This is a genomic window from Variovorax sp. P2_H12, from assembly GCF_056403395.1.
This window is the reverse complement of sequence record NZ_JBFUFO010000005.1, coordinates 122,963-144,046: the sequence shown is the minus strand read 5'-3', so window position 1 is coordinate 144,046 and position 21,084 is coordinate 122,963. Positions and strand designations below refer to the sequence as shown.

General features: G+C 70.0%; 21 protein-coding genes. 8 read left to right on the top strand and 13 right to left on the bottom strand.

The genetic code is table 11. The annotated features are described in order from the left end of the window. The first annotated feature begins 56 nt into the window (after positions 1 to 56). From AC1DYK_RS05155 to AC1DYK_RS05130, 6 genes are read left to right on the top strand one after another with little or no spacing between them, the layout of a single operon-like run. On the top strand, positions 57 to 764 hold the full coding sequence (locus AC1DYK_RS05155) for a pirin family protein (RefSeq protein ID WP_478165277.1): 708 nt from the start codon (positions 57 to 59) through the stop codon (positions 762 to 764). A 42-nt stretch (positions 765 to 806) separates the two neighbouring features. Then, complete coding sequence (locus AC1DYK_RS05150; RefSeq protein ID WP_478165276.1) at positions 807 to 1,778, top strand: amidohydrolase family protein; 972 nt, start codon at positions 807 to 809, stop codon at positions 1,776 to 1,778. 30 nt (positions 1,779 to 1,808) lie between these two features. Continuing rightward, a complete protein-coding gene (locus AC1DYK_RS05145) occupies positions 1,809 to 2,561 on the top strand; it encodes a maleate cis-trans isomerase family protein (protein WP_478165275.1) in 753 nt (250 codons plus the stop codon). A 16-nt stretch (positions 2,562 to 2,577) separates the two neighbouring features. After that, entirely contained in the window at positions 2,578 to 3,429 is an 852-nt protein-coding gene (locus AC1DYK_RS05140) for an alpha/beta fold hydrolase (RefSeq protein WP_478165274.1), read from the top strand. Between the two features lie 23 nt (positions 3,430 to 3,452). Further along, a complete protein-coding gene (locus AC1DYK_RS05135) occupies positions 3,453 to 4,508 on the top strand; it encodes a 2,5-dihydroxypyridine 5,6-dioxygenase NicX family protein (protein ID WP_478086935.1) in 1,056 nt (351 codons plus the stop codon). Continuing rightward, positions 4,498 to 5,121 (top strand): N-carbamoylsarcosine amidohydrolase, encoded by a 624-nt coding sequence (locus AC1DYK_RS05130; RefSeq protein ID WP_478165273.1) that lies wholly within the window; start codon positions 4,498 to 4,500, stop codon positions 5,119 to 5,121. Before AC1DYK_RS05135 ends, AC1DYK_RS05130 begins: the two co-directional genes overlap by 11 nt. A 16-nt stretch (positions 5,122 to 5,137) precedes the next feature. Here the strand turns inward: AC1DYK_RS05130 and mnmH are convergent, their stop codons facing one another. From mnmH to AC1DYK_RS05105, 5 genes are read right to left on the bottom strand one after another with little or no spacing between them, the layout of a single operon-like run. Continuing rightward, entirely contained in the window at positions 5,138 to 6,247 is a 1,110-nt protein-coding gene (gene mnmH, locus AC1DYK_RS05125) for a tRNA 2-selenouridine(34) synthase MnmH (RefSeq protein WP_478165272.1), read from the bottom strand. After that, positions 6,240 to 7,040, bottom strand: coding sequence for a phosphonate ABC transporter, permease protein PhnE (gene phnE / locus AC1DYK_RS05120; protein WP_478165271.1), 801 nt, complete (start codon positions 7,038 to 7,040; stop codon positions 6,240 to 6,242). Before phnE ends, mnmH begins: the two co-directional genes overlap by 8 nt. Further along, positions 7,037 to 7,864 carry a PhnE/PtxC family ABC transporter permease gene (locus AC1DYK_RS05115; RefSeq protein WP_478165270.1) on the bottom strand — a complete coding sequence of 276 codons (828 nt, stop codon included), beginning with the start codon at positions 7,862 to 7,864 and terminating at the stop codon, positions 7,037 to 7,039. The genes phnE and AC1DYK_RS05115 overlap by 4 nt, the downstream gene beginning before the upstream one ends. After that, complete coding sequence (locus AC1DYK_RS05110; protein WP_478165269.1) at positions 7,861 to 8,595, bottom strand: phosphonate ABC transporter ATP-binding protein; 735 nt, start codon at positions 8,593 to 8,595, stop codon at positions 7,861 to 7,863. Before AC1DYK_RS05110 ends, AC1DYK_RS05115 begins: the two co-directional genes overlap by 4 nt. A 31-nt stretch (positions 8,596 to 8,626) precedes the next feature. After that, positions 8,627 to 9,484 (bottom strand): putative selenate ABC transporter substrate-binding protein, encoded by an 858-nt coding sequence (locus AC1DYK_RS05105; protein ID WP_478165268.1) that lies wholly within the window; start codon positions 9,482 to 9,484, stop codon positions 8,627 to 8,629. 109 nt (positions 9,485 to 9,593) lie between these two features. On the opposite strand from AC1DYK_RS05105, the gene selD reads away from it, so the two are divergent. Then, a complete protein-coding gene (gene selD, locus AC1DYK_RS05100) occupies positions 9,594 to 10,673 on the top strand; it encodes a selenide, water dikinase SelD (protein WP_478165267.1) in 1,080 nt (359 codons plus the stop codon). Between the two features lie 63 nt (positions 10,674 to 10,736). Here the strand turns inward: selD and norR are convergent, their stop codons facing one another. Then, positions 10,737 to 12,341 carry a nitric oxide reductase transcriptional regulator NorR gene (gene norR / locus AC1DYK_RS05095; RefSeq protein WP_478165266.1) on the bottom strand — a complete coding sequence of 535 codons (1,605 nt, stop codon included), beginning with the start codon at positions 12,339 to 12,341 and terminating at the stop codon, positions 10,737 to 10,739. A gap of 150 nt (positions 12,342 to 12,491) precedes the next feature. On the opposite strand from norR, the gene hmpA reads away from it, so the two are divergent. Further along, on the top strand, positions 12,492 to 13,685 hold the full coding sequence (gene hmpA / locus AC1DYK_RS05090) for an NO-inducible flavohemoprotein (RefSeq protein ID WP_478165265.1): 1,194 nt from the start codon (positions 12,492 to 12,494) through the stop codon (positions 13,683 to 13,685). Here the strand turns inward: hmpA and AC1DYK_RS05085 are convergent. The 7 genes from AC1DYK_RS05085 to AC1DYK_RS05055 form a co-directional block, all read right to left on the bottom strand. Beyond that, positions 13,649 to 14,296 (bottom strand): response regulator transcription factor, encoded by a 648-nt coding sequence (locus AC1DYK_RS05085; protein ID WP_478165264.1) that lies wholly within the window; start codon positions 14,294 to 14,296, stop codon positions 13,649 to 13,651. The genes hmpA and AC1DYK_RS05085 overlap by 37 nt on opposite strands. Before the next feature lie 4 nt (positions 14,297 to 14,300). Next, positions 14,301 to 16,100 carry a GAF domain-containing sensor histidine kinase gene (locus AC1DYK_RS05080; protein WP_478165263.1) on the bottom strand — a complete coding sequence of 600 codons (1,800 nt, stop codon included), beginning with the start codon at positions 16,098 to 16,100 and terminating at the stop codon, positions 14,301 to 14,303. Positions 16,101 to 16,408: 308 nt separating this feature from the next. Beyond that, positions 16,409 to 17,119: an ABC transporter ATP-binding protein gene (locus AC1DYK_RS05075; RefSeq protein ID WP_478090013.1), complete on the bottom strand. Its 711-nt coding sequence runs from the start codon at positions 17,117 to 17,119 to the stop codon at positions 16,409 to 16,411. Between the two features lie 8 nt (positions 17,120 to 17,127). After that, positions 17,128 to 17,937, bottom strand: coding sequence for an ABC transporter ATP-binding protein (locus AC1DYK_RS05070; RefSeq protein ID WP_478165262.1), 810 nt, complete (start codon positions 17,935 to 17,937; stop codon positions 17,128 to 17,130). A 21-nt stretch (positions 17,938 to 17,958) separates the two neighbouring features. After that, positions 17,959 to 18,948 (bottom strand): branched-chain amino acid ABC transporter permease, encoded by a 990-nt coding sequence (locus AC1DYK_RS05065; protein WP_478090006.1) that lies wholly within the window; start codon positions 18,946 to 18,948, stop codon positions 17,959 to 17,961. Positions 18,949 to 18,970: 22 nt separating this feature from the next. Then, complete coding sequence (locus AC1DYK_RS05060) at positions 18,971 to 19,885, bottom strand: branched-chain amino acid ABC transporter permease (RefSeq protein WP_442283445.1); 915 nt, start codon at positions 19,883 to 19,885, stop codon at positions 18,971 to 18,973. 60 nt (positions 19,886 to 19,945) lie between these two features. Beyond that, the gene (locus AC1DYK_RS05055; RefSeq protein WP_478090005.1) at positions 19,946 to 21,073 is read right to left on the bottom strand and encodes an ABC transporter substrate-binding protein; all 1,128 of its coding nucleotides are present in this window, start codon (positions 21,071 to 21,073) and stop codon (positions 19,946 to 19,948) included. Positions 21,074 to 21,084 lie beyond the last annotated feature (11 nt).

Genomic DNA, 21,084 nt, shown 5'->3' with positions numbered 1-21,084 from the left:
ACACTGATGATTGTATAGACGCCGTGCCACAGCCAACACCCTCGAAGACCAGAAGCTTGAGCGAGCGCAATGTCCGCCGCGCCCATCAGCGCGGCGCGCTGGAGAACGGCTGGCTGCAGGCGCGCTTCAGCTTCTGCTTCGGCGACTACCAGGATCCGAACCACACGCATTGGGGTTCGCTGCGCGCGCTCAACGAGGACCGGGTCGCCGCGGGCCGGGGCTTCGCCTGGCACGGGCATCGCGACATCGAGTCGCTGACCTATCCGATCGAAGGCCGCATCCATCACACCGACAGCCTGGGCAACGACTATGTGATCGGCCCGGGCGAACTGCACCGCATGACGGCCGGCAGCGGCATCGAGCATGCCGAGATGAACGCGTCGAGCGTGGACGCCGAGCGGCATCTGCAGATCTGGCTCTACCCCCAGGCCCGCGGGCTCGCGCCCGGCTGCGAGCGGGTGCGCATCGACGCCGCGGGCGCGCGCGAGACCTGGCAGCTCATCGCATCGCCCGACGGCCGCGACGGCTCGGCCACCGTGCAACAGCGGGCGCTGCTCTTCGTCGGCCGGCCGGCGCGCGGCAGCGCACTGGGCTATGGCCTCGCAGCGCACCGGCTGGGCTACCTGCACGTGGTGGCGGGCGCGCTGAGCGTCGACCCCGGCTTGCATCTGCGCAGCGGCGACGGCCTGCGCTTCACCCATCACGAAGCGCTGGAACTCGTCGCCGAGGCGGACGGCACCGAAGTGCTGCTGTTCGACCTGTAGCGCGGCCCTTCCCTTTCACTTTCACCACCCGGAGCAACCAAGATGACAAGGATTCGCAAGATCGCGCTCGAAGAGCATTTCATGGCGCCCGGCTTCGAGCGCTACTCGAAGTCCTTCCTGCAGCACATCGACAAGGCGGTCTATGCCGAGCTCGCGAGCCGGCTGGCCGACTTCGACGAGATCCGCCTCGGCGAGATGGACCGCGCCGGCATCGACGTGACCGTGCTGTCGCAGACCGGGCCGGGCGTCCAGGGCGAAGCCAGCAGTTCGCTCGCGATCGCCAGTGCGCAGGAGAACAACGACTTCCTGGCACGGCAGGTGGCGCGCCATCCGACCCGCTACGCCGGCTTCGCGGCGCTGCCGATGCAGGACCCGAAGGCGGCGGCGACCGAGCTGACGCGCGCGGTGCGTCAGCTCGGCTTCAAGGGCGCGCTGGTCAACGGCCACACCCACGGCCGCTACTACGACGACCCGGCCTACGACGAGGTGTGGGAACGGCTGCAGGCCCTCGACGTCCCGCTGTACCTGCACCCGATCGATTTCCCGGCCGTGCCGGCCTCGTTCAACGGCCATGCCGAGCTCAACGGCGCCACCTGGGGCTGGGGCGTCGAGACCGCGACGCACGCGCTTCGGCTGCTCTTCGGCGGCGTGTTCGATCGCTTCCCGCAACTCAAGCTGATCCTCGGCCACATGGGCGAAGGCCTGCCCTTCCAGCGCTGGCGCTTCGACAGCCGCTTCGCCGCCTACCCGCACGGCCTGACCCTGCAGCGCGCGCCGTCGGAATACATCGGCCGCAACATCGTGATCACCACCTCGGGCGTCTGCTCGCCCGCCGCCCTGGCCGGCGCCATCGCCGAGATGGGCGCCGAGGCCGTGATGTTCTCGGTCGACTACCCCTACGAGTCGACCGCCGTCGCCGCCGACTTCATCGAAGCCGCCCCCATGGACGAGGGCACGCGCGCGCTGGTCTGCCACGGCAACGCCGAACGCCTTCTCAAGCTGAACGCCGACTGAGCGCTTCCCCTTCATTCACCGGAGACCCCCATGACCAAGACCTACCGCATCGGCCAGATCGTGCCGAGCTCGAACACCACGATGGAGACCGAGATCCCGGCCATGCTCCTGGCCCGCCAGGCGGTGCGGCCCGAGCGCTTCACCTTCCACTCGAGCCGCATGCGCATGAAGACGGTCAGGAAGGAAGAGCTGGCGGCCATGGACGCCGAGTCCGACCGCTGCGCGCTCGAACTCAGCGATGCCCGCGTCGACGTGCTGGGCTACGCCTGCCTGGTGGCCATCATGTCGATGGGCCACGGCTACCACCGCAGCTCCCAGGCCCGGCTGCACGCCCGCACGGCGGACAACGGCGGCAGTGCGCCGGTGGTCACCAGCGCCGGCGCGCTGGTCGATGCGCTCAAGGTCATGGGCGCCCGGCGCATCGCGCTGGTAGCGCCCTACATGAAGCCGCTGACCGAGCTGGTGGTCGACTACATCCGCCACGAGGACATCGAAGTCAGCGACTGGCGCGCCCTCGAGATCCCCGACAACCTCGAGGTCGGCCGGCACGACCCGGCCCGGCTGCCCGCCATCGTCGCCGGCATGGACACGCGCGACGTCGATGCGATCGTGCTGTCGGCCTGCGTGCAGATGCCGTCGCTGCCGTCGGTGGCCAAGGTCGAGGCCATGACCGGCAAGCCGGTGGTCACCGCCGCCATCGCCACCACCTACGCCATGCTGAAGGCGCTGGACCTCGAGCCGGTGGTGCCGGGCGCCGGCGCGCTGCTGTCGGGCGCCTACTGATCCGGAGCGCCCGCACATGACCCACAGCACCTTCCTCTACGGCGCCAACCTGCGCGCCAACGGCATCCGCCAGCACTACCTGCGCTACGGCGGCAAGGGCCGCCCCGTGGTCCTGGTCCCCGGCATCACGAGCCCGGCCGTGACCTGGGGCTTCGTGGCGGAGCAGTTCGGCCGCAACTTCGACACCTATGTGCTCGACGTCCGCGGCCGCGGCCTCTCGGAGTCTTCGGCCGCGCTCGACTACGGCCTGGACGCCTGCGCCCGCGACGTCGGCGCCTTCGCCGAGGCCCTCGGCCTCGAGAACTACGCGCTGGTCGGGCATTCGATGGGCGCGCGCATCGGCATCCGCACCGCGCGCCTGTGCCCCGCCGGGCTGGGGCGCCTGGTGCTGGTCGACCCGCCGGTGTCGGGCCCCGGACGCCGCGCTTACCCGGCCAACCTCGCCTGGTACATCGACTCGATCCGGCTGATGCGCGACGGCGCCGGCTTCGAGGCGCTGAGGTCCTTCTCGCCGACCTGGACCGACGCCCAGCTGCGGCTGCGCGCCGAGTGGCTCCACACCTGCGACGAACGCGCGATCGTCAGCACCTACGAGAGCTTCCATCAGGACGACGTCCATGCCGACCTGTCGCACATCGCGGTGCCGACCCTGCTGATGGTCGCGGGCCGCGGCGACGTGATCCGGCCCGAGGACCAGGACGAACTGCGCCGCCTGATGCCCGCGCTGCAGACCGCCCATGTGCCCGGTGCGGGCCACATGATCCCGTGGGACGACGAAGCCGGCTTCTACCGCGCCTTCGGCGACTTCCTCGGCCAGCCGCTGGCAGCGGCAGCGGCAGCAGCAGCAGCAGCAGCAGCAGCGAACTGAACCCCTCTTCAAAGGAGCACGCGATGCCCGTCAGCGACCATCAACTGATCGACGCCTGGAAACAGGTGCTCACCCTCTCGAACCTGCAGGCCGGCCAGAGCGTGACCGTGCTGACCAGCGCCGCCACCCATCCGCAAACGCTGCAGTGCGCGCTGATCGCCTCGCAGGCGATGGGCGCGATCGTCAACCGGCTCGACCTGCCGCCGGTCAATGCCGAGAAGGCGCTGAGCCGCGACAGCCTGGCCTACCTCGGCACCACGCCGCTGACCGGCAACCCGGCGGCGATCGCGGCCCTCAAGGCCAGCGACCTGGTGCTCGACCTGATGACCCTGCTGTTCTCGCCCGAGCAGCACGAGATCCTGTCGGCCGGCACCAGGATCCTGCTGGCGGTCGAGCCGCCCGAGGTGCTGGTGCGCATGGTGCCGACCCTGGCGGACCGCGTGCGCGTCAAGGCCGCCGCGGCGCGCATCACCGCGGCGCGCGAGATGCACGTGGTGTCGGCGGCCGGCACCGACCTGCGCTGCAAGCTCGGCCAGTACCCCGCGATCAGCGAGTACGGCTTCGTCGACGAGCCCGGGCGCTGGGACCACTGGCCGAGCGGCTTCGCGCTCACCTGGCCCGACGAAGGCGGCGCCAGCGGCCGGATCGTGATCGACCGCGGCGACATCCTGCTGCCGCAGAAGTCCTATGCGGCGGAGCGCATCGTTCTGACGGTCGACAACGGCTACGCGGTGAAGATCGAGGGCGGTGTCGATGCCGAGTTGCTCGAGGACTACATGGCCTCGTTCCGCGATCCCGAGGCCTACGCGATCTCCCACATCGGCTGGGGCCTGCAGCCGCGCGCGCGCTGGTCGACGCTGGGCCTGTACGACCGCGAGGCCACGATCGGCATGGACGCGCGGGCCTACGAAGGCAACTTCCTGTTCTCGCTCGGCCCCAACAACGAGGCCGGTGGCAGCCGCAACACGGCCTGCCACATCGACATTCCGCTGCGCAAGTGCACGGTGCGCCTCGACGGCGAGGACATGGTGCGCGAGGGCCAGGTGCTGGACGGCCGGGAGAACCACGATGCACGCTGAGATCAAGACCTACGAGCGCCAGGGCTTCGGCACCGCGCTGCCACTGAAGGGCCCGGTCGGCCTGCTGATCGTCGATTTCGTCAACGGCTTCGCGGACCCGGCGGTGTTCGGCGGCGGCAACATCCCCGCGGCCATCGCACGCACGGTGCCGCTCCTGGCCGCCGCGCGCGAGCGCGGCTGGGCGATCGCGCACAGCCGGATCGTCTACGCCGACGACGGCGCCGACCACAACATCTTCTCGCTCAAGGTGCCCGGCATGCTCGGCCTCAAGGAGCACGACGCGAACAGCGCGATCGTGCCGGAGCTGGCGCCGCGCGCGGGCGAGCTGGTGGTGCGCAAGACCGTGCCCTCGGCCTTCTTCGGCACCTCGCTGGCCGCGTGGCTGAGCCAGCGCGGCGTGCAGACGCTGGTGGTGGCCGGCGCGGTGACCAGCGGCTGCGTGCGCGCCAGCGTGGTCGACGCGATGTCCCACGGCTTCCGGCCGCTGGTGGTCTCCGATTGCGTCGGCGACCGCGCGCTCGGCCCGCACGAGGCGAACCTGTTCGACATGGAACAGAAGTACGCGGCGGTGATGGCACGCGACGCGGCGCTGGACGCGCTGGACCGGGCCTGAAGCGGCCGGGGGGCCGCTACTGCGCCACTGCCGGGCCCGCGACCGAAGCCGGCGAGTCGTCGAGCTCGATGGACCGCACGCCCTCGGCCACCGCTTCGATCCCGGCGTCCGAAAGATCCGACGCCGGCACCGCTTCGCGCTGCGGCCATCGGCTGAAATGCCGCGCCTGCGACCGCTCGTAGTGCGGGTCGTAGTGCAACGCCATCAGTTCCGCGAACAGCGGCGCCAGGTCGCCCTCGCGCGCCCACTGCTGCCAGCGTTCCACCACCGCCTTGCCCTGCAGTTCCTTGAGCTTGTCGAGCTGGCCGGCCAGGGCCTCGCGGTCGTCGCCGAGGTAGGCGTAGTCGCGCAGCAGGTAGGCCAGCCGCGCAGCCGGGTCGGCCTGCACCTCGATGCACTCGGACTCGCGCATCCGCGCCACCAGCGGCAGGGGCACCGACAGCCGGCCGATGCGCGCGCTCTCGCCCTCCACATACAGGGGCCTCGAAAGATCCAGCGCCTCGAAGCAGGTCGCGATGCGGGTCTCGAACTGCTTCTGCGAAGGCTGCGGCAGGCCGGGCAACGCACCCAGCAGCGAGCCCTTGTGGCTGGCGTAGTGCTCCAGGTCGAGCACCTGCTCGCCGCGCGCAGCCAGCGCCTGCAGCACACGGGTCTTGGCGCTGCCGGTGGCGCCGCAGATCACCCGCAGCTGCAACTGCGGGCAGGTGGCCTCGATCTGCGCCAGCACGTGGTGGCGGAAGCTCTTGTAGCCGCCGGCGAGCTGCTGGGCGTCCCAGCCGACCAGCCGCAGCCAGGTCACCATCGAGCCGCTGCGCAAGCCCCCGCGCCAGCAATAGACCAGCGGCCGCCAGTTCGGGGGCCGGTCAGCGAACCGTTCGCGCAGGTGGCGGGCGAGATTGGCGGCGACCATCGCGGCGCCGAGCCGCCGGGCCTCGAAGGCGCCGGTCTGCTTGTACAGGGTGCCGATGATGCGGCGCTCCTCGTCATCGAGCACCGGGCAGTTGATGGCGCCCGGAATGTGGTCCAGCGCGAACTCGGCCGGCGAGCGGGCGTCGATCAGGGTGTCGAAGGCGTGCATGTCCGCCACGCGCGTCGGCGGGCGGTGCCGCTTGCCGTCTTCACGCATAGGCCGGCCCCAGTCCGCGCCGCAGCCGGGCGCTGGCCATGTCCACCAGCGCCACCAGGCCGAACATGGCGATCAGCACCGTCATGGCCTGCTGCTGCTGGAAGATCGACAGGTGGAAGTAGAGCAGCTGGCCCAGGCCGCCGCCGCCCACGAAACCCAGTACGGTGGCCATTCGAATATTCATCTCCCAACGATACAGCGTGTAGGCCACCCACTGCGGCAGCACCAGCGGCAGGCTGCCGTAGCTGAAGGCGGCGGCCGCGCCGGCGCCGCTCAGCGCCAGCGCCTGCTCGGGCTCGCGCGGCGCATTCTCCAGGCTCTCGGCGAACAGGCGGCCCAGCACGCCGGTGGTGTGCAGGGCCAGCGCCAGGGCGCCGGCAAAGGGGCCGATGCCGGCCGCCAGCACCATCAGGGCGGCCCACACCAACTCGGGCACGCTGCGCAGGAAGTTGAGCGCGAAGCGGCACAGCTGCCGCAAGGCAAAGCCCGCCCGGCCCGAGGCCGGCAGCGCGAGCAGCGCGCCGGCCGCCGCCGCCAGCAGCGTTCCGAGCGCCGACACCGCGAGCGTCTGCAGCGCGCCCCACGCGGTCTTCGACAGGAAGGCAGGTGACACATCGGGCGGGAAGAACTCGGCAATGAACCGGCCCATGAGCGACAGCGACTCGGCGGTCAACAGCGCGCCGTAGTCGACGGCGAGATAGACGAAGCTCGCGACCACCGCGGCCAGCACCAGGCCCGTCACCACCCAGCAGCGAAGGCAGCGCGGCGGCGAAGCTGAAGAAACGGCGCTCATCCCAGCAGCTTCCGCAACGCGTTGCTCAGCGCATCCGCAAGCAGCACCAGCACCAGGAACACCCCCAGGATGCTGCTGGCCTCGCCGCCGTTGAGCATCTTCATCGACTGGTCCATCAGCTGGCCGAGGCCGCCGGCGCCCACGAAGCCCATCACCACCGAGGCCCGCACCGCGCATTCCCAGCGGTACACGGTGTAGGAGGTGAGTTCCTGGGCGCAGTTCGGCAGCAGCGCGTAGAACAGGGTCGACAGCCGTCCGCTGCCGCTTTCGAGCAGGGCCCGCGCCGGCGCCGTGTCGGTCGACTCGAGCACCTCGGCATACACCTTGCCGAGCATGCCGCCGTAGGTGATCGCGAGCGCCAGCACGCCGGCCGCGGGACCGAGGCCCAGGGCGCGCACGAAGATCAGCGCCCAGACGATCTCGGGGATCGCGCGCAGCACCATCAGCAGCGAGCGAGCGAATTGCCGCAGCGCGGCGCCGCGAACGCGGCCCGGCCCCGGGCCGATGCGCGACACCGACAGCGCGCGGGTGGTCACGAATGCCAGCGGTGCGCCGATCAGGAAGGCCAGCGCGGTGCCGGCCGTGGCCATCGCCAGAGTCTCGAGCGTGGCCTTGGCGAGCAGCGCCAGGAAGTCGGGCGCGGTCGCCGGCGGCAGGAAGCCGCCGAGGAAGCCGCCGATCACCTGCAGCTGTCCGGGACCGAACAGGGCCGAGGGATGGAACTCCGACAGCTGCAGCAGCGGCCAGGCGATCGCCAGCGCGGCCAGCCCGCCGACCAGGCGCCGGCGCGCCGCCGGGTCGCGAAGCGTCCGGGCATCCGTCATGCGTAGAGCGCCTGCAGCATCGCCCGATCGACCTCGCCGACCGGCCGGTCGAACATCACCCGCCCTTCGCGCATGCCGACGATGCGCGGGAACCAGCGCAGCGCCAGGTCGACCGCATGCAGCGACGCCACCAGGGTCGCGCCGCTCGCCTCGCTCTGCATCACCAGCTGCTGCAGCGCGGCGTCGGCCAGCGTCGGGTCGAGCGCCGACACCGGCTCGTCGGCCAGCAGCAGCGCCGGACGCTGGTACAGCACGCGGGCGATGCCGACGCGTTGCAGCTGGCCGCCCGACAGGCGGTCGCAGCGCTCGAAGAGCCGGTCTTCGAGCGCCAGCCGCGACAGCGCTTCGTGCGCCCCCTGCAGGTCGGACGGACGCAGCAGCGAGCCGAGCGCGCGCAGCGTGGACCACTGGCCGAGCCGCCCCGCGAGCACCGCGGTCACGACGCGCAGCCGCGGCGCGATCGGCGGGCTCTGGTGCACGGTCCCGATGCGCGCGCGCAGCCGGCGCAGCGCGGGTGCCGGCAGTTGCCAGGGCGAATCGCCGAGCACCCGGACCGCGCCCTCGCCGGGCCGCAGCGCCGCGCCCAGCACGCGCAGCAGCGTGGTCTTGCCGGCGCCCGAGGGGCCGATGATGGCGAGCCGTTCGCCGCCGCCGGCCGCCAGCGACACATCCCTCAGCGCGCGGTGGCCGTTCGGATGCACCAGGCCGACCGCTTCAAGAGCGAAGCTCACGCGGCCGGTCCGGCAGCAGGCCGCAGCCGAATCACTTGACCAGGCCCGCCGACTTGGCGGCCGCCTCGATGCCGTCGTAGTTGGACGACTGGGTCGGGATGAACTTGCTGGCCCGCTGCAGATCCATGATCTCCTTGTGGGCCGGGTTCGCCGGGTCGAGCTTCAGGAAGGCCTCGGTCAGCTTCTTCGTCACGGCCGGATCGAGGCCCGGGCGCACCGTCCAGTTGTAGTCGTAGTAGGTCGGCGTGGTCGCCAGCACGCGCACCTTGGCCGCGTTCGGGTTCTTGTTCTCGACCAGCTTGTCCCAGACCGAGGCGTTGAGCACGCCGGCCTCGGCCCGCGACGCGGCCACGAAGGCCACGGTCGCGTCGTGCGCGCCGGAATAGGCCACGGTCTTGAAATCCTTCTCGGGATCGATGCCGGCCTGCAACAGAAAGTAGCGCGGCATCAGGCTGCCGGAGGTGGACGACGGCGCGCCGAAGGCGAAGGTCTTGCCCTTGAGATCGGCCAGGGTCTTGGCGCTGCTGTCGGTCGGAACGATGAACTTGCTGGTGAAGACCTTGTCCTCGGCGCGCTGCACGATCGGCACTGCCCCGCCGTTGGTGCGGATGCGGGCCTGCACGAAGGTGAAGCCGCCGAGCCAGGCGAGGTCGAGCTTGTTCGTCGCCAGCCCTTCGACCACCGCCGCATAGTCGGTGACAGGGGTGAACTGCACCTCCATGCCGGTCTCCTTCTGCAGGTAATCGCCCAGCGGCTTGAACTTGCGCTGCAGTTCGGTCGGCGCCTCGTCGGGGATGGCGGAGACGCGCAGCACCTTGCCCTGGGCCAGGGCGCCCATGGCGAATGCGGACAGGGCCAGCACGAGGGCGAGGCGGGAGAGTGTTTTCATGGGGGTACGAAGCAGGCGCCTCGGAAAGATGGTCGACAGCCTTCGATTGTAGAAAGACGCGGACGCGGGGCGCTTCGATAATGGGCCTTCCACCGATCCGTCCGACACCATGACCGACATCCGCCCCCCCTCCCCCGTCAACCCGCTGGCCCCGCTGCGCCTCACGAGCTTCTCGCACGGCGGCGGCTGCGGCTGCAAGATCGCGCCCGGCGTGCTCTCGGAGATCCTCAAGAGCGGCGCCGGCGGCCTGATGCCGCCGGAGCTGATGGTGGGCATCGAAACCGCCGACGACGCCGCGGTCTACCGGCTCAACGACACCCAGGCCCTGATCGCGACCACCGATTTCTTCATGCCGATCGTCGACGATCCCTACGAGTTCGGCCGCATCGCCGCCACCAATGCGATCAGCGACGTCTACGCCATGGGCGGCAGGCCCATCATGGCGCTGGCGCTGGTCGCGATGCCGGTCAACCAGCTGCCGCTCGAAGCCATCGGCGAGATCGTGCGCGGCGGCCAGGACGTGTGCCGCGCGGCCGGCATTCCGATCGCCGGCGGCCACACCATCGACTCGGTCGAGCCGATCTACGGCCTGGTGGCCATGGGCCTGGTCAACCCGGCCCACGTCAAGCGCAATGCCGACGCGCGCGCCGGCGACGTGCTGGTGCTCGGCAAGCCGCTGGGCGTCGGCGTGCTGTCGGCGGCGCTCAAGAAGGAACAGCTCCCGGACGCCGGCTACCGGCAGCTGATCGACACGACGACCCGGCTCAATACGCCCGGCATCGCGCTGGCGGCGCTGCCCGGCGTGCACGCGCTGACCGACGTCACCGGCTTCGGGCTGGCCGGCCACACGCTGGAGCTCGCGCGCGGCGCCGGCTTGACGGCCGTGGTCGAGTGGTCGAAGGTGCCGCTGCTCGACGGCGTGGAAGCGCTGGCCGCCAACGGCTTCGTCACCGGCGCCTCGGGCCGCAACTGGAGCGGCTACGGTGCCGAGGTCGACCTCGCGGCCGGCCTGCCGGCCACCGCGCAGGCGCTGGTGAGCGATCCGCAGACCTCCGGCGGGCTGCTCGTGAGCTGTGCGCCCGAGGCGGTCGACGCCGTGCTGAAGATCTTCCGCGACGAGGGCTTCGGCGCCGCGGCGGCGATCGGCCATACCGAAGCGGGCCCCGCGCGCCTGCGCGTTCTGGCCTGAAGCGGCACCGCCGGCAGCCAGAGGGCCGGTGGCCCGGCTGGCCGAGCTGCTGCGCGAGGCGGTTCAGTCCGCCGTGCCGGGCGCCTGAGCGGCTGCGACACCGAGCCGCTTCGCAAGCCGCACCAGGTTGCCGCGGTCGATCCCGAGCGACTTCGCGGCCGCGCTCCAGTTGGCGCCGCTGTCGGCCAGCGCCGATTGCACCAGTTCGCTCTTGAGCCGGTCGACCGCGTCGCTCAGGTGCTCGCCTTCGCGCAGCCGACGGCGCCCGGCGGCCGGCGCGACGCCCTGGGCCTCGGGCGCTGCCGTGGGCCGAGGCGCTTGCGGCGCCGCCTCCAGATCGAGGTCCTCCGCCGTCAGGCTCAGGACCCGTGGCCGCTGCGGATGGCGTGCCCGCGCCTTCAGCACGCTGCGCCCGAGCAGGTGCTCCAGTTCGCGCACATTGCCCGGCCAGCCATAGGCCAGCAGCGCCGCCTGTGCGCTGGCGTCCAGCCTCGCGGCGCCGAAACCGAGCCGGGACCGGTTCTCCTCGAGGAAGAAGCCGCTGAGCAGCAGCACGTCGCGCCCGCGCTCGCGCAAGGGCGGCACCCGCAGCGGAAAGGCGCTCAGGCGGTGAAAGAAGTCGGCCCGCAGCCGCCCGGCCTTCACCTCCTCGGCCAGGTCGCGGTTGCTGGCCGCGATCAGGCGCACGTCGACGCGGTGCTCGCGGTCGGAGCCCAGCCGCTGCAGCTGGCCGCTCTGCAGCACGCGCAGCAGCTTGGCCTGCACCGGCATCGACAGCTCGCCGACCTCGTCCAGGAACAGCGTGCCGCCATCGGCCAGTTCGAACTTGCCCGGCCGGTCGCCGGAAGCCCCGGTGAAGGCGCCTTTCACATGGCCGAACAGCTCGCTCTCGACCAATGTCTCGGGCAGGGCCGCGCAGTTGAGGCTGACCATGGGGCGCGCCGCGCGCGCGGAGCCGGCATGGATCGCCTCGGCCACCAGCTCCTTGCCGACGCCGGTCTCGCCCTGGATCAGCACCGAGAGCTCGCTGCCGGCGACCAGCGCGATGTCGGCCAGCAGCCGGCGCATGGCCGCGCTGCGGCCGATCAGTTCGCGCGCCCGCGGCGCGGCGGCGAGCCTGAAGCCTTCCGCGCGCAGGCTTTCGAGCGCCACGCGGTCCTCGAGCTGCTCGATGCGCCCGGCCACCGTGACGATGGCCGCTGCCAAGCTCGCGAACAGCTGCAGCGCCGCGAGGTCCCCGCGCGAGAAGCGGTCCGGCTGCAGAGCATCGAGCGTGAGCAGCCCCCAGATCCGCTGGTGGAGCTGGATCGGGCAGCCGACGCAGTCGTGCACGTCCAGGTCGCCGTGTACGCCCTCCACCAGGCCGTCGTACGGGTCCGGCAGCGGGCTGTCGGAGGGAAAGCGCAAGGGCCCGCCGGCGCCCAGCAGCGCCGCGAAGCGCGGGTGCTCGGCGATCCGGAAGCGACGGCCCAGCGTGTCGCGGCTCAGTCCGTCGACCGCGAGCGGCAGCAGGCTGCCGTCCTCCAGCCGCAGCAGCGCCGCCGCATCGCAGGGCAGCAGCACGCGCAGGGACTGCAACAGCCGGCGGTACAGCTCCTCGCCGGGCAGACCGGCGCCCATGTCCGCCACCAGGGGGGCGACCGCCTCGAGCAGCTTGTCAGCAGTCATTTGGACATGGCGAGAGGTCATAATGACTCGATTCTATCCAGGTCAAAAAGACAACAGCAGCGCCAAGTCCTTGATTTGCAAGGCCATCGGGCCTGGAACGGGGATTGCAAGGAACACGGCATCCCATGTGAACCCCAAGGAGCCCCTCCCGTGCTGACCGCGCAACAAAAGTCCATCGTCACCGCCACCGTCCCGCTGCTCGAAACGGGAGGCGAGGCGCTGACGACCCACTTCTACCGGATCATGCTCGATGAGCATCCCGAAGTGCGGCCGCTCTTCAACCAGGCCCACCAGGCCAGCGGCGAGCAGCCGCGCGCCCTGGCCAACGGCGTGCTGATGTACGCGAAGAACATCGACCGCCTCGAGGCGCTCGGCGAACTCGCGGGCCAGATCGTCAACAAGCACGTCGCGCTGCAGGTGCTGCCCGAGCATTACCCGATCGTCGGCGCCTGCCTGCTGCGCGCGATCCGCGAAGTGCTGGGCGCCGAGATCGCCACCGACGAGGTGATCGCCGCCTGGGGCGCGGCCTACGGCCAGCTCGCCGACATCCTGATCGGTGCCGAGAAGCAGGCCTACGATGAGCGTGCCGAAGCGCCCGGCGGCTGGCGCGGCGCACGGCCCTTCGTGGTGGTGAAGAAGGAAGTCGAGAGCGAGGAGATCCTTTCGTTCTACCTGGCACCGGCCGACGGCCAGCCGATTCTCGATTTCAAGCCCGGCCAGTACATCGGGCTGCGGCTCGTGGTCGACGGCAACGAGATCCGGCGCAACTACTCGCTGTCCGCAGCGCCCAACGGCAAGACCTACCGCATCAGCGTCAAGCGCGAGACCGGCGGCGTCGCCTCCGGCCACCTGCACGACCAGGTCGGCGAAGGCAGCACGGTCGAGCTGTTCCCGCCGGCGGGGGCCTTCACGCTGGAACCGAGCGATCGGCCGCTGGTGCTGATCAGCGGCGGCGTGGGCATCACGCCGACGCTGGCGATGCTCGAGGCCGCGCTGAAGACGACACGCGCGGTGCACTTCATCCACTGCGCGCGCACCCGCGGCGTGCACGCCTTCCGCCAGGTCATCGATGCGCTCGCGCACAAGCATCCGCAGCTCGAGCGCTTCTATTGCTACGACGAAGTTCACGACACCCAGGCCGAAGCCGATGCACCGGATGCCGTGGGGCGCCTCGATGTGAACAAGCTCGCCCAGTGGCTGCCCGCGACGACGCGCGACGTCGATGCCTACTTCCTCGGCCCGAAGCCGTTCATGCAGCAGGTGAAGACCGCCCTGCGCACGCTGGGCGTGCCGGACCGGCAGACGCGCTACGAGTTCTTCGGCCCGGCCTCGGCGCTCGAATAGCGGCGGCTTTCACCGTCGACACCGAGCCGCAACAGCTCGTTGATCGAGCCGACGCCCAGCTTCTCGAGGAGGCGGCTGCGGTGCTGCTCGACCGTGCGGTGGCTGATGGCCAGTTCCTTGGCGATCAGCTTGCTCGGCAAGCCCTGCAGGGCCAGGGTCATCACCTCGCGCTCGCGCGTGCTCAAGGCCTCGACCCGCTTCGCGACCCCCTGCTGCGCATCCCCGGCGGGCGCGCGGTGTGCCGCATTCCGCCTCAGCGCCTCGTCGATCGCATCGAGCAACTGCTGCTCGCGATACGGCTTCTGGACGAAATCCACCGCACCGTCCTTGACCGCCTTGACCGCCATCGCGATGTCGCCGTGGCCGCTGATGAAGACGATGGGAATGCGCGCCCCCATCGCGATCAGGCGCTCCTGCAGCGCCAGACCGTTCATGCGCGCCATGCGCACGTCCAGCACCAGGCAGCCCGGGTGTTCGGGATCGAACACCTCGAGGAAATCCAGCGCCGAGCCGAAGGTCTCGGTCGGCAGGCCGACCGAACTCACCAGCTCCTGGACCGAATCGCGATAGCCTTCGTCGTCGTCGATGATGAATACGGTGGGTTCGGTCATGGCGTCAGTCTGCGGGTGGGGTGACGGGAAGGGTGAAGCGGAACAGGGCTCCGCCGCCGGGATTGTGCGCGGCCCACAGCGTGCCGCCGTGCGCCTCGATCAGCTTGCGGCAGATCGCCAGGCCGACGCCCAGGCCGCTGGACTTGGTCGAATAGAAGGACTCGAAGACCCGCTCCAGGTCGCCTTCGGCGATGCCGGCGCCGCTGTCCCCGACCTCCACCTGAACCTCGCCGCGCTCGTTCGGCGCGATGACGATGCCGATTTCTCTCGCGCTGCCGGAACCCGGGAGCGCGATCGCCTCCATCGCATTGCGAAGCAGGTTCAGGACCACCTGCTGCAGATGGATCTCGTCGACCACCACCACCGGCAATCGGTTCGCCGCCGCCGACCGGATGCGAATGTCGCGCAGCTCGCAGTCCATCTTCACCATGCCGATGCATTCGGCGATCGCCTGCTCGATGTCGATCGGCTTGGGGTCCAGTTCGTGCCGCTGCGCCATGCTGCGCATGCGCGTCACCACGTCGCCGGCGCGCGTCGCCTGGCCGACGACCTTGTCCAGCAGATCCATCACCCGAGCCAGGTCGGGCGCCGGTTCGGACGCACGGCGGCGCGCGGCCAGCGCGTAGTTCTCGATCGCACCGAGCGGCTGCGTGATCTCGTGGGCCAGCGCCACGGACATTTCGCCCGCTGTGTGAACGCGCACCAGGTGGGCGAGGCGCTCGCGCCAATGCGCCGCCTCGACCTCCGCGGCGAGCTTGCGGCGCTCGGCGGCCTCGCGCGCCTGCAGGCTGCCGAAGACTTCGGCGAGCAGGCTGACGCCCGGCGTCAGCGCGTCGGGCCATTCGTTCGGGCGCTGCATGCTCGCGATCGAGAGGGCGCCGGAGACCCTGCCGGAGACCGAAATCGGGACCACCAGCAGCGAGCAGACGCCGGTGGCCGCCAGTGCCGCCCCGTCGGCCTCCGCCTCGCGCGGCAGATCGGCGATCCGGCCCAGCCGCACGATGCAGCCCGCGGCGACCCTGTCGCCCACCCAGGCAAGCACGGGCGTGTCCCCCAGGCCCAGGGGAGGCGCGAAGCCTTCCGCATGCCATTGCTGCGTGCCGCCGAATCGGGCCTCGCCGGCGACGCGCTGCCAGAGCGCGACCTGCTCGGCGCCCATGAACTGGCCGATCTGCCGCAGGCCGATGCCGATCGCAAGGTTCTCCTGGCCGGGTTCCGCCAGCACCAGGGAAGCCAGGATGCCGCTTGCAAGCCGCTCGAAGCCGATCGCGTTGTCGAGTTCCTCCTGCGCCCGCTTGCGCGCCAATGCGCTGCCGAACACCTCCGCCAGCAGCCGCATCCGGGTCAGCAGGGCATCCGGCCAGACCCGCTCCTCGCGCACGCAGCCGAAGCTCAGCCCGCCGTGCAATTGCCCGCCGACCACGATCGGCATGGTGACGTGCGACTTGAGGCCGATGCTGCGATAGGTCTCCCGGTCGAGTGCCGCTTCCGGCGGCAGGTCGTCGAGGCGCGTGAACACGATCGGCTTGTTGGCCAGCGCCATCGCCAGGACCCAGGGGGTCGTCTCGCGTGCCGACAGGGCATGGGGCATCGGTTCGACGCCGTCGACCGCGAATGAATGGGTGACCTCGATCCGGCCGCTCAGCGAGGACACCCGGCTGAGGGTGGAGCGGTCGATCCCCAGCGCGGACACGATGCGCGCCAGTGCGTCCTGGATCGCCGCATCGATGCCTTGCGGCGGCAGCCCGATGAAGCTCCTCGAGAGATCCGACAGCAGACGCTCGAAACGCAGCAGGTCATGCATGGAGACCTGCTCCCTCCCGGCATCGGAGGGGGTGGCGGGTTCAGCGGCGGATGGCATGCGGGCCCGAGCTATTGCCCATCGTCGTACCCGTGCCGGCGCCGGCGCCGATGACGTTCAAGGATGTCCGTGACGAACCGGTGCATGACTTTGCCCCCATCTCGCAGATTGCCACCCATGCCTTCGCGTCCGCGGTGCCGGCCGATCAGGCTGCCGGGTCGATCGCGGGCTTCGTGGCGTGGCTGAAGACCCATCCCTTGCGGGCATTCTACGGAACGAGCGCGCCCATCTCCTGGCCCGGGGCAGGAAGGTCAACCCGCGTGGCCACCCAGATAGGCCGCGCTGACGCGCGCGTCCGTCGCCATGGTCGCCGCGTCGCCACTCAGCACGATGCGGCCGCTGTCCATCACATAGGCGTGGTCGGCGACACGAAGTGCCGCGCGCGCGTTCTGTTCGACCAGCAGCACGGCCGTGCCTTCGGCGCGGATGTCGCGCACCAGCTCGAACACCTGGCGCACGACGATCGGCGCCAGGCCCATCGATGGCTCGTCCATCAGCAGCAACCGCGGCCGACTCATGAGCGCGCGGGCGATGCACAGCATCTGCTGCTCGCCGCCGGACATCGAGCCCGCTTTCTGCGCGATGCGCTCCTTCAGGCGCGGAAAGCGCGTGAGCATGCGCTCGAGGTCGTGCGCGAACTCCGACGCGGGGCGCTTGCCGGCACCGAGCTTCAGGTTCTCGAGCACGGTCATGGCCGAGAAGATCTGCCGGCCTTCGGGCGCCTGGGCCAGGCCGCCGGCCACCACCTCGTGCGGCGGCCGGTTCGTGATGTCCCGGCCTTCGAACATCACCTGGCCCGACGTGACCTTGTAGACGCCCGAGAGCGCGCGCATCAGCGTGGTCTTGCCGACGCCGTTGCTGCCGAGCACGCTGACGATGCCGCTTGTCGGCACCTCGATCGACACGTCGTGCAGGATGGTCTGCTGTCCGATGCGGACCCCGAGATTGCTGACGCGCAGCAGCGCTTCGTTCATGCGGGTTCTCCCAATGGCACGGCGGCTGTCACGGCGGCCGGCGCGTCTTCCTCGACGTCGCTGCCCAGGTAGGCGTCGAGCACCTTCGGGTCTTGCGAGATCACGCCGGGCGGGCCGTCGGCGATCTTCTGGCCCGAGGCCATCACCATCACGCGCTCGCACAGGTTCATGACGAAGCCCATGTCGTGCTCGACCAGCAGGATCGTCATGCCTTCGGCCGACAGGGCCCGCACGAAGCTGGCGAGCTCGGCGGTCTCGGTGTCGTTCAGGCCGGCCGCGGGTTCGTCGAGGATCAGCAGCGTCGGCTGCAGCGCGAGCGCCCGCGCGATCTCGAGGTACTTGCGCTTGCCGTAGGACAGATTGGCGGCCAGTTCGCCGGCCAGCGACTCGAGGCCGGTGCGCTCGAGCGCCTGCATGGTGAGGCGACTGATGCGCTCGGAAATGGCGCGCCGCGCGAACAGGCTGTTCCACGGGCTGTGGCCCACGTGGCCGAGCGCGCCGATCGACACGTTGTCGAACACCGTCACGTTCGGCAGGGTGCGCAGGTTCTGGAAGGTGCGCGCGATGCCCAGGCGCGCCACCTCGTGGGGCTTGCGCGCAGAGATCGAGCGCCCTTCGAAGCGCACGTCGCCGGAAGACAGGCGCGTGTAGCTGGTGATCAGGTCGAACAGTGTGGTCTTGCCCGCGCCGTTGGGGCCGATCAGGCCGACGCGTTCGCCCCTGGCGATGTGGCCGCTGAACTCGCCCACGGCGGTCAGGCCGCCGTAGTGCCGCGAGACGTTGTCGATGTCGAGAAGATGGGTCATGTCGTTTGCCTTGGCTCCCGCTCAGCGCCAGCCCAGCTGCCCGTTGGCGCGCCAGGCCGCGCCGAAGCGCTTGCGCACCAGTTCGATGGCCGAGACTTCGCCGAAGAGGCCCTTGGGCCGGAACATGATCGACAGGAACATCACCAGGCCGACGACGATCATGCGGAAGTCGCCGATCGGGCGCATCAGCTCGGGCAGGCCGATCAGCAGCACCGCACCGATGATGGCGCCGGGCACGCTGCCGAGGCCGCCGACCACGATCATCGAGATGATCAGGATCGACTCGGAAAAGCGGAAATCGGCCGGCGACACGTAGCCGGTGCTGTGCGCCCACAGCGCACCCGCCACGCCGGCGAAGAAGCAGGAGAAGCCGAACACCTGGACCTTCAGTCGCACGACGTTCAGGCCCATGGCTTCGGCGCACTGGTCGTCTTCGCGCACTGCGCGCAGCGCGTTGCCGAAGTACGAATGCGAGAGCCGGTGCACGACGGCCACGGTGGCCGCCAGGCACAGCGCAGTGACCAGATAGGCCGCCATGTCGCTGTTGGCCGGCAGGCCCGGCAGGTGCAGCGGCGGGATGCCGCTGATGCCCATCGGCCCGCGGGTGAAGCCGACCCAGTTGAGCAGCGTGACGTGGATGATCTCGCCGACGCCCAGCGTGGCGACCGCGAAGTAGATGCCGACCAGCCGCATCGTCGGCAGCGCCAGCAGGATGCCCGCGCAGGCCGTGACGATGCCGGCCACCGGCAGCGTCAGCCACACCGGCCAGTGCAGCACCGTCCCCAGCAGCGCCGCGGTGTACGCGCCGATGCCGTAGAAGGCCGCATGGCCGAGCGACAGCAGCCCGGTGGTGCCCGTGATGAGGTTGGCGCTGAGCGTCAGGATCGAGAACACGCAGATGGTGGTCGCGATGCGGAAGATGTAGCCGCCGCCGACCAGCAGGCCGAGCGCCGGCACCGCCAGCATCAGCACGGCCAGCAGCGCGAGCGTGAGGGTTCGGGAAGATTTCATGGGGGACTGCGTGGGCCGGTGCTCAGGCGCGCTCGCGCCCGCCGCCGAACAGGCCGGTCGGGAAGAACACCAGCGTGATCAGCAGGAACAGGTAGGCGACCATGTCGCCCCAGCCCTGCGCGAAGAATGTGGTGGTCAGCGCCTCGGCCATCCCGAGGATCAGCGCGCAGACGACCGCGCCGCCGATCGAGCTGAGCCCGCCCATCACCATCGCGACGAAGGCCTTCACGCCCGGCGTGAAGCCCATCGACGGAAAGATCGAGCCCTGGTACAGGCCGACCACGAGCCCGGCCACGGCGCCCATCATCGAGCCGATGACGAAGGTCGCGACGATGGTGCGCTCGGTGTTCAGGCCGACGTACATCGCGCCCATCGGGTTGTTGGCCACGGCGCGGATCGACAGCCCGATGCGGGTGCGGAACAGCAGGAAGTACAGGCCCGCCAGCATGACGATCGACAGGCCGAAGATCACGAACTGGCCGCTGGAGAAGGAGATCGGGCCGATCTCGATCGGCGTCATCAGCAGATACGCCTGCGGAATCGTCTGCATGCTCGCCCCGAAGAACTTCTCGACCAGCTCGCGGATGACGATCGACAGCGCCAGCGACGACAGCAGCGTCGCCTCGCGGATCGCCTTCGACTTCAGCGAGGCCTCGTCCCGGAAGCGGCGGAACGGCCGGAAGGCGATGCGCTCCAGGCTGAAGCCCAGCGCCGCGCCCACGGCCAGCACAAACAGCAGCACCGCGAACAGCGGCGGCGCGGTGCTCGTGATGAACAGCAGGCCGGCGTAGGCGCCGAGCATGTAGATCTCGCCGTGGGCGAAGTTGACGACGTTGAGCACACCGAAGATCAGCGTGAAGCCGATCGCCATCAGTGCGTAGACGAGCCCGAGGCTCAGCCCGTTCGCGAGCTGCTGCACCAAGATTGCATCGAACATATTCTTCCTTGACGTGCGAGGCGCAGGAACCGCCCAGCCCTCCTCCTGCGGCCGATGGCTTTACTGGGCGACGACGGTGAAGGCGCCCGAGCGGACTTCCATGCGGGTCAGGCCCTTGGACGGTTCGCGCGTCTTCGGGTCGAAGGTGGTGTCGCCGGTGACGCCCGGGAAACCCTTGGTGGCGGCAAGCGCGTCGCGCACCTTCTGGCGCGTCGGGTTCGGGCCTGCCGCGACGATGGCATCGAGCATGATGTTGGTGGCGTCGAAGGCCTGCGCCGCGAACATGCTGGGCTCGGCGCTGTAGTGCTTCTTGTAGTCGTCGACGAAGGCCTTGACCTTCGGCGCCGGGTTGCTCGCCACGAAGGTGGTCGGGAACTTCACGCCGTCCGCGCTCGGGCCGGCCAGCTCGATGAGCTTGGGCGCGTACATCGACGAGGCGCCGTAGGTCGGCGTCTTGACGCCGAGCTGCGTGCGCTGCTGCAGGAACGAGGCACCTTCCTCGTAGAACATGAACATCACGATCGCATCGGGCTTGTCGCGGCTCTGCTTGGTGATGATCGAGCGGAAGTCGCGGTTGCCCGGGTTGAAGAACTCGGTGCTCGTGATCTGCGTGCCCGCGGCCTTGGCGGCTTCGGTGAAGGCCTTCACGGCGCTCAGGCCCCAGTCGTTCTGGATCGCGACGACCGCGTACTTCTTCAGGCCGTTCTCGGCCAGCCACTTGGCGATGAAGGGCGACTCGATGTCCATCGTCGTGATGTTGCGAAACTGCCAGTCGCTGATCTTCAGGAAGTCGGGATGCGACGCGGTCTGCGACAGCTGCGGCAGCTTCTGCTGCGCATAGACCTGGCCGGCGGCCATCGACACGGTGGAGTTGAAGTCGCCCAGCACGCCCACGATGGCCGGGTCGTCGGCGAATTTCTTCGCGATGTTCACGCCTTCCTTGGCGTCGCTCTTGCTGTCCTCGAAGCGGATCTCGACCGTGCTGCCCTTGAGCTTGCCGGCCTTGTTGAAGTCGCCCAGCGCGAGATTGGCCGAGTTCTTGAACAGCGTGCCGTACTGCGAGTTGTCACCCGACAGCGGCAGCTGGTAGCCGATCACGATCTTGTTCTGCGCGAAAGCGGCCGACGCCGCCAGCGCGAGGCCGGCGGCCAGCAGGGCGGGCGCCGCCGTGCGGAGGATGGATTTCATGGAAGCTCCTG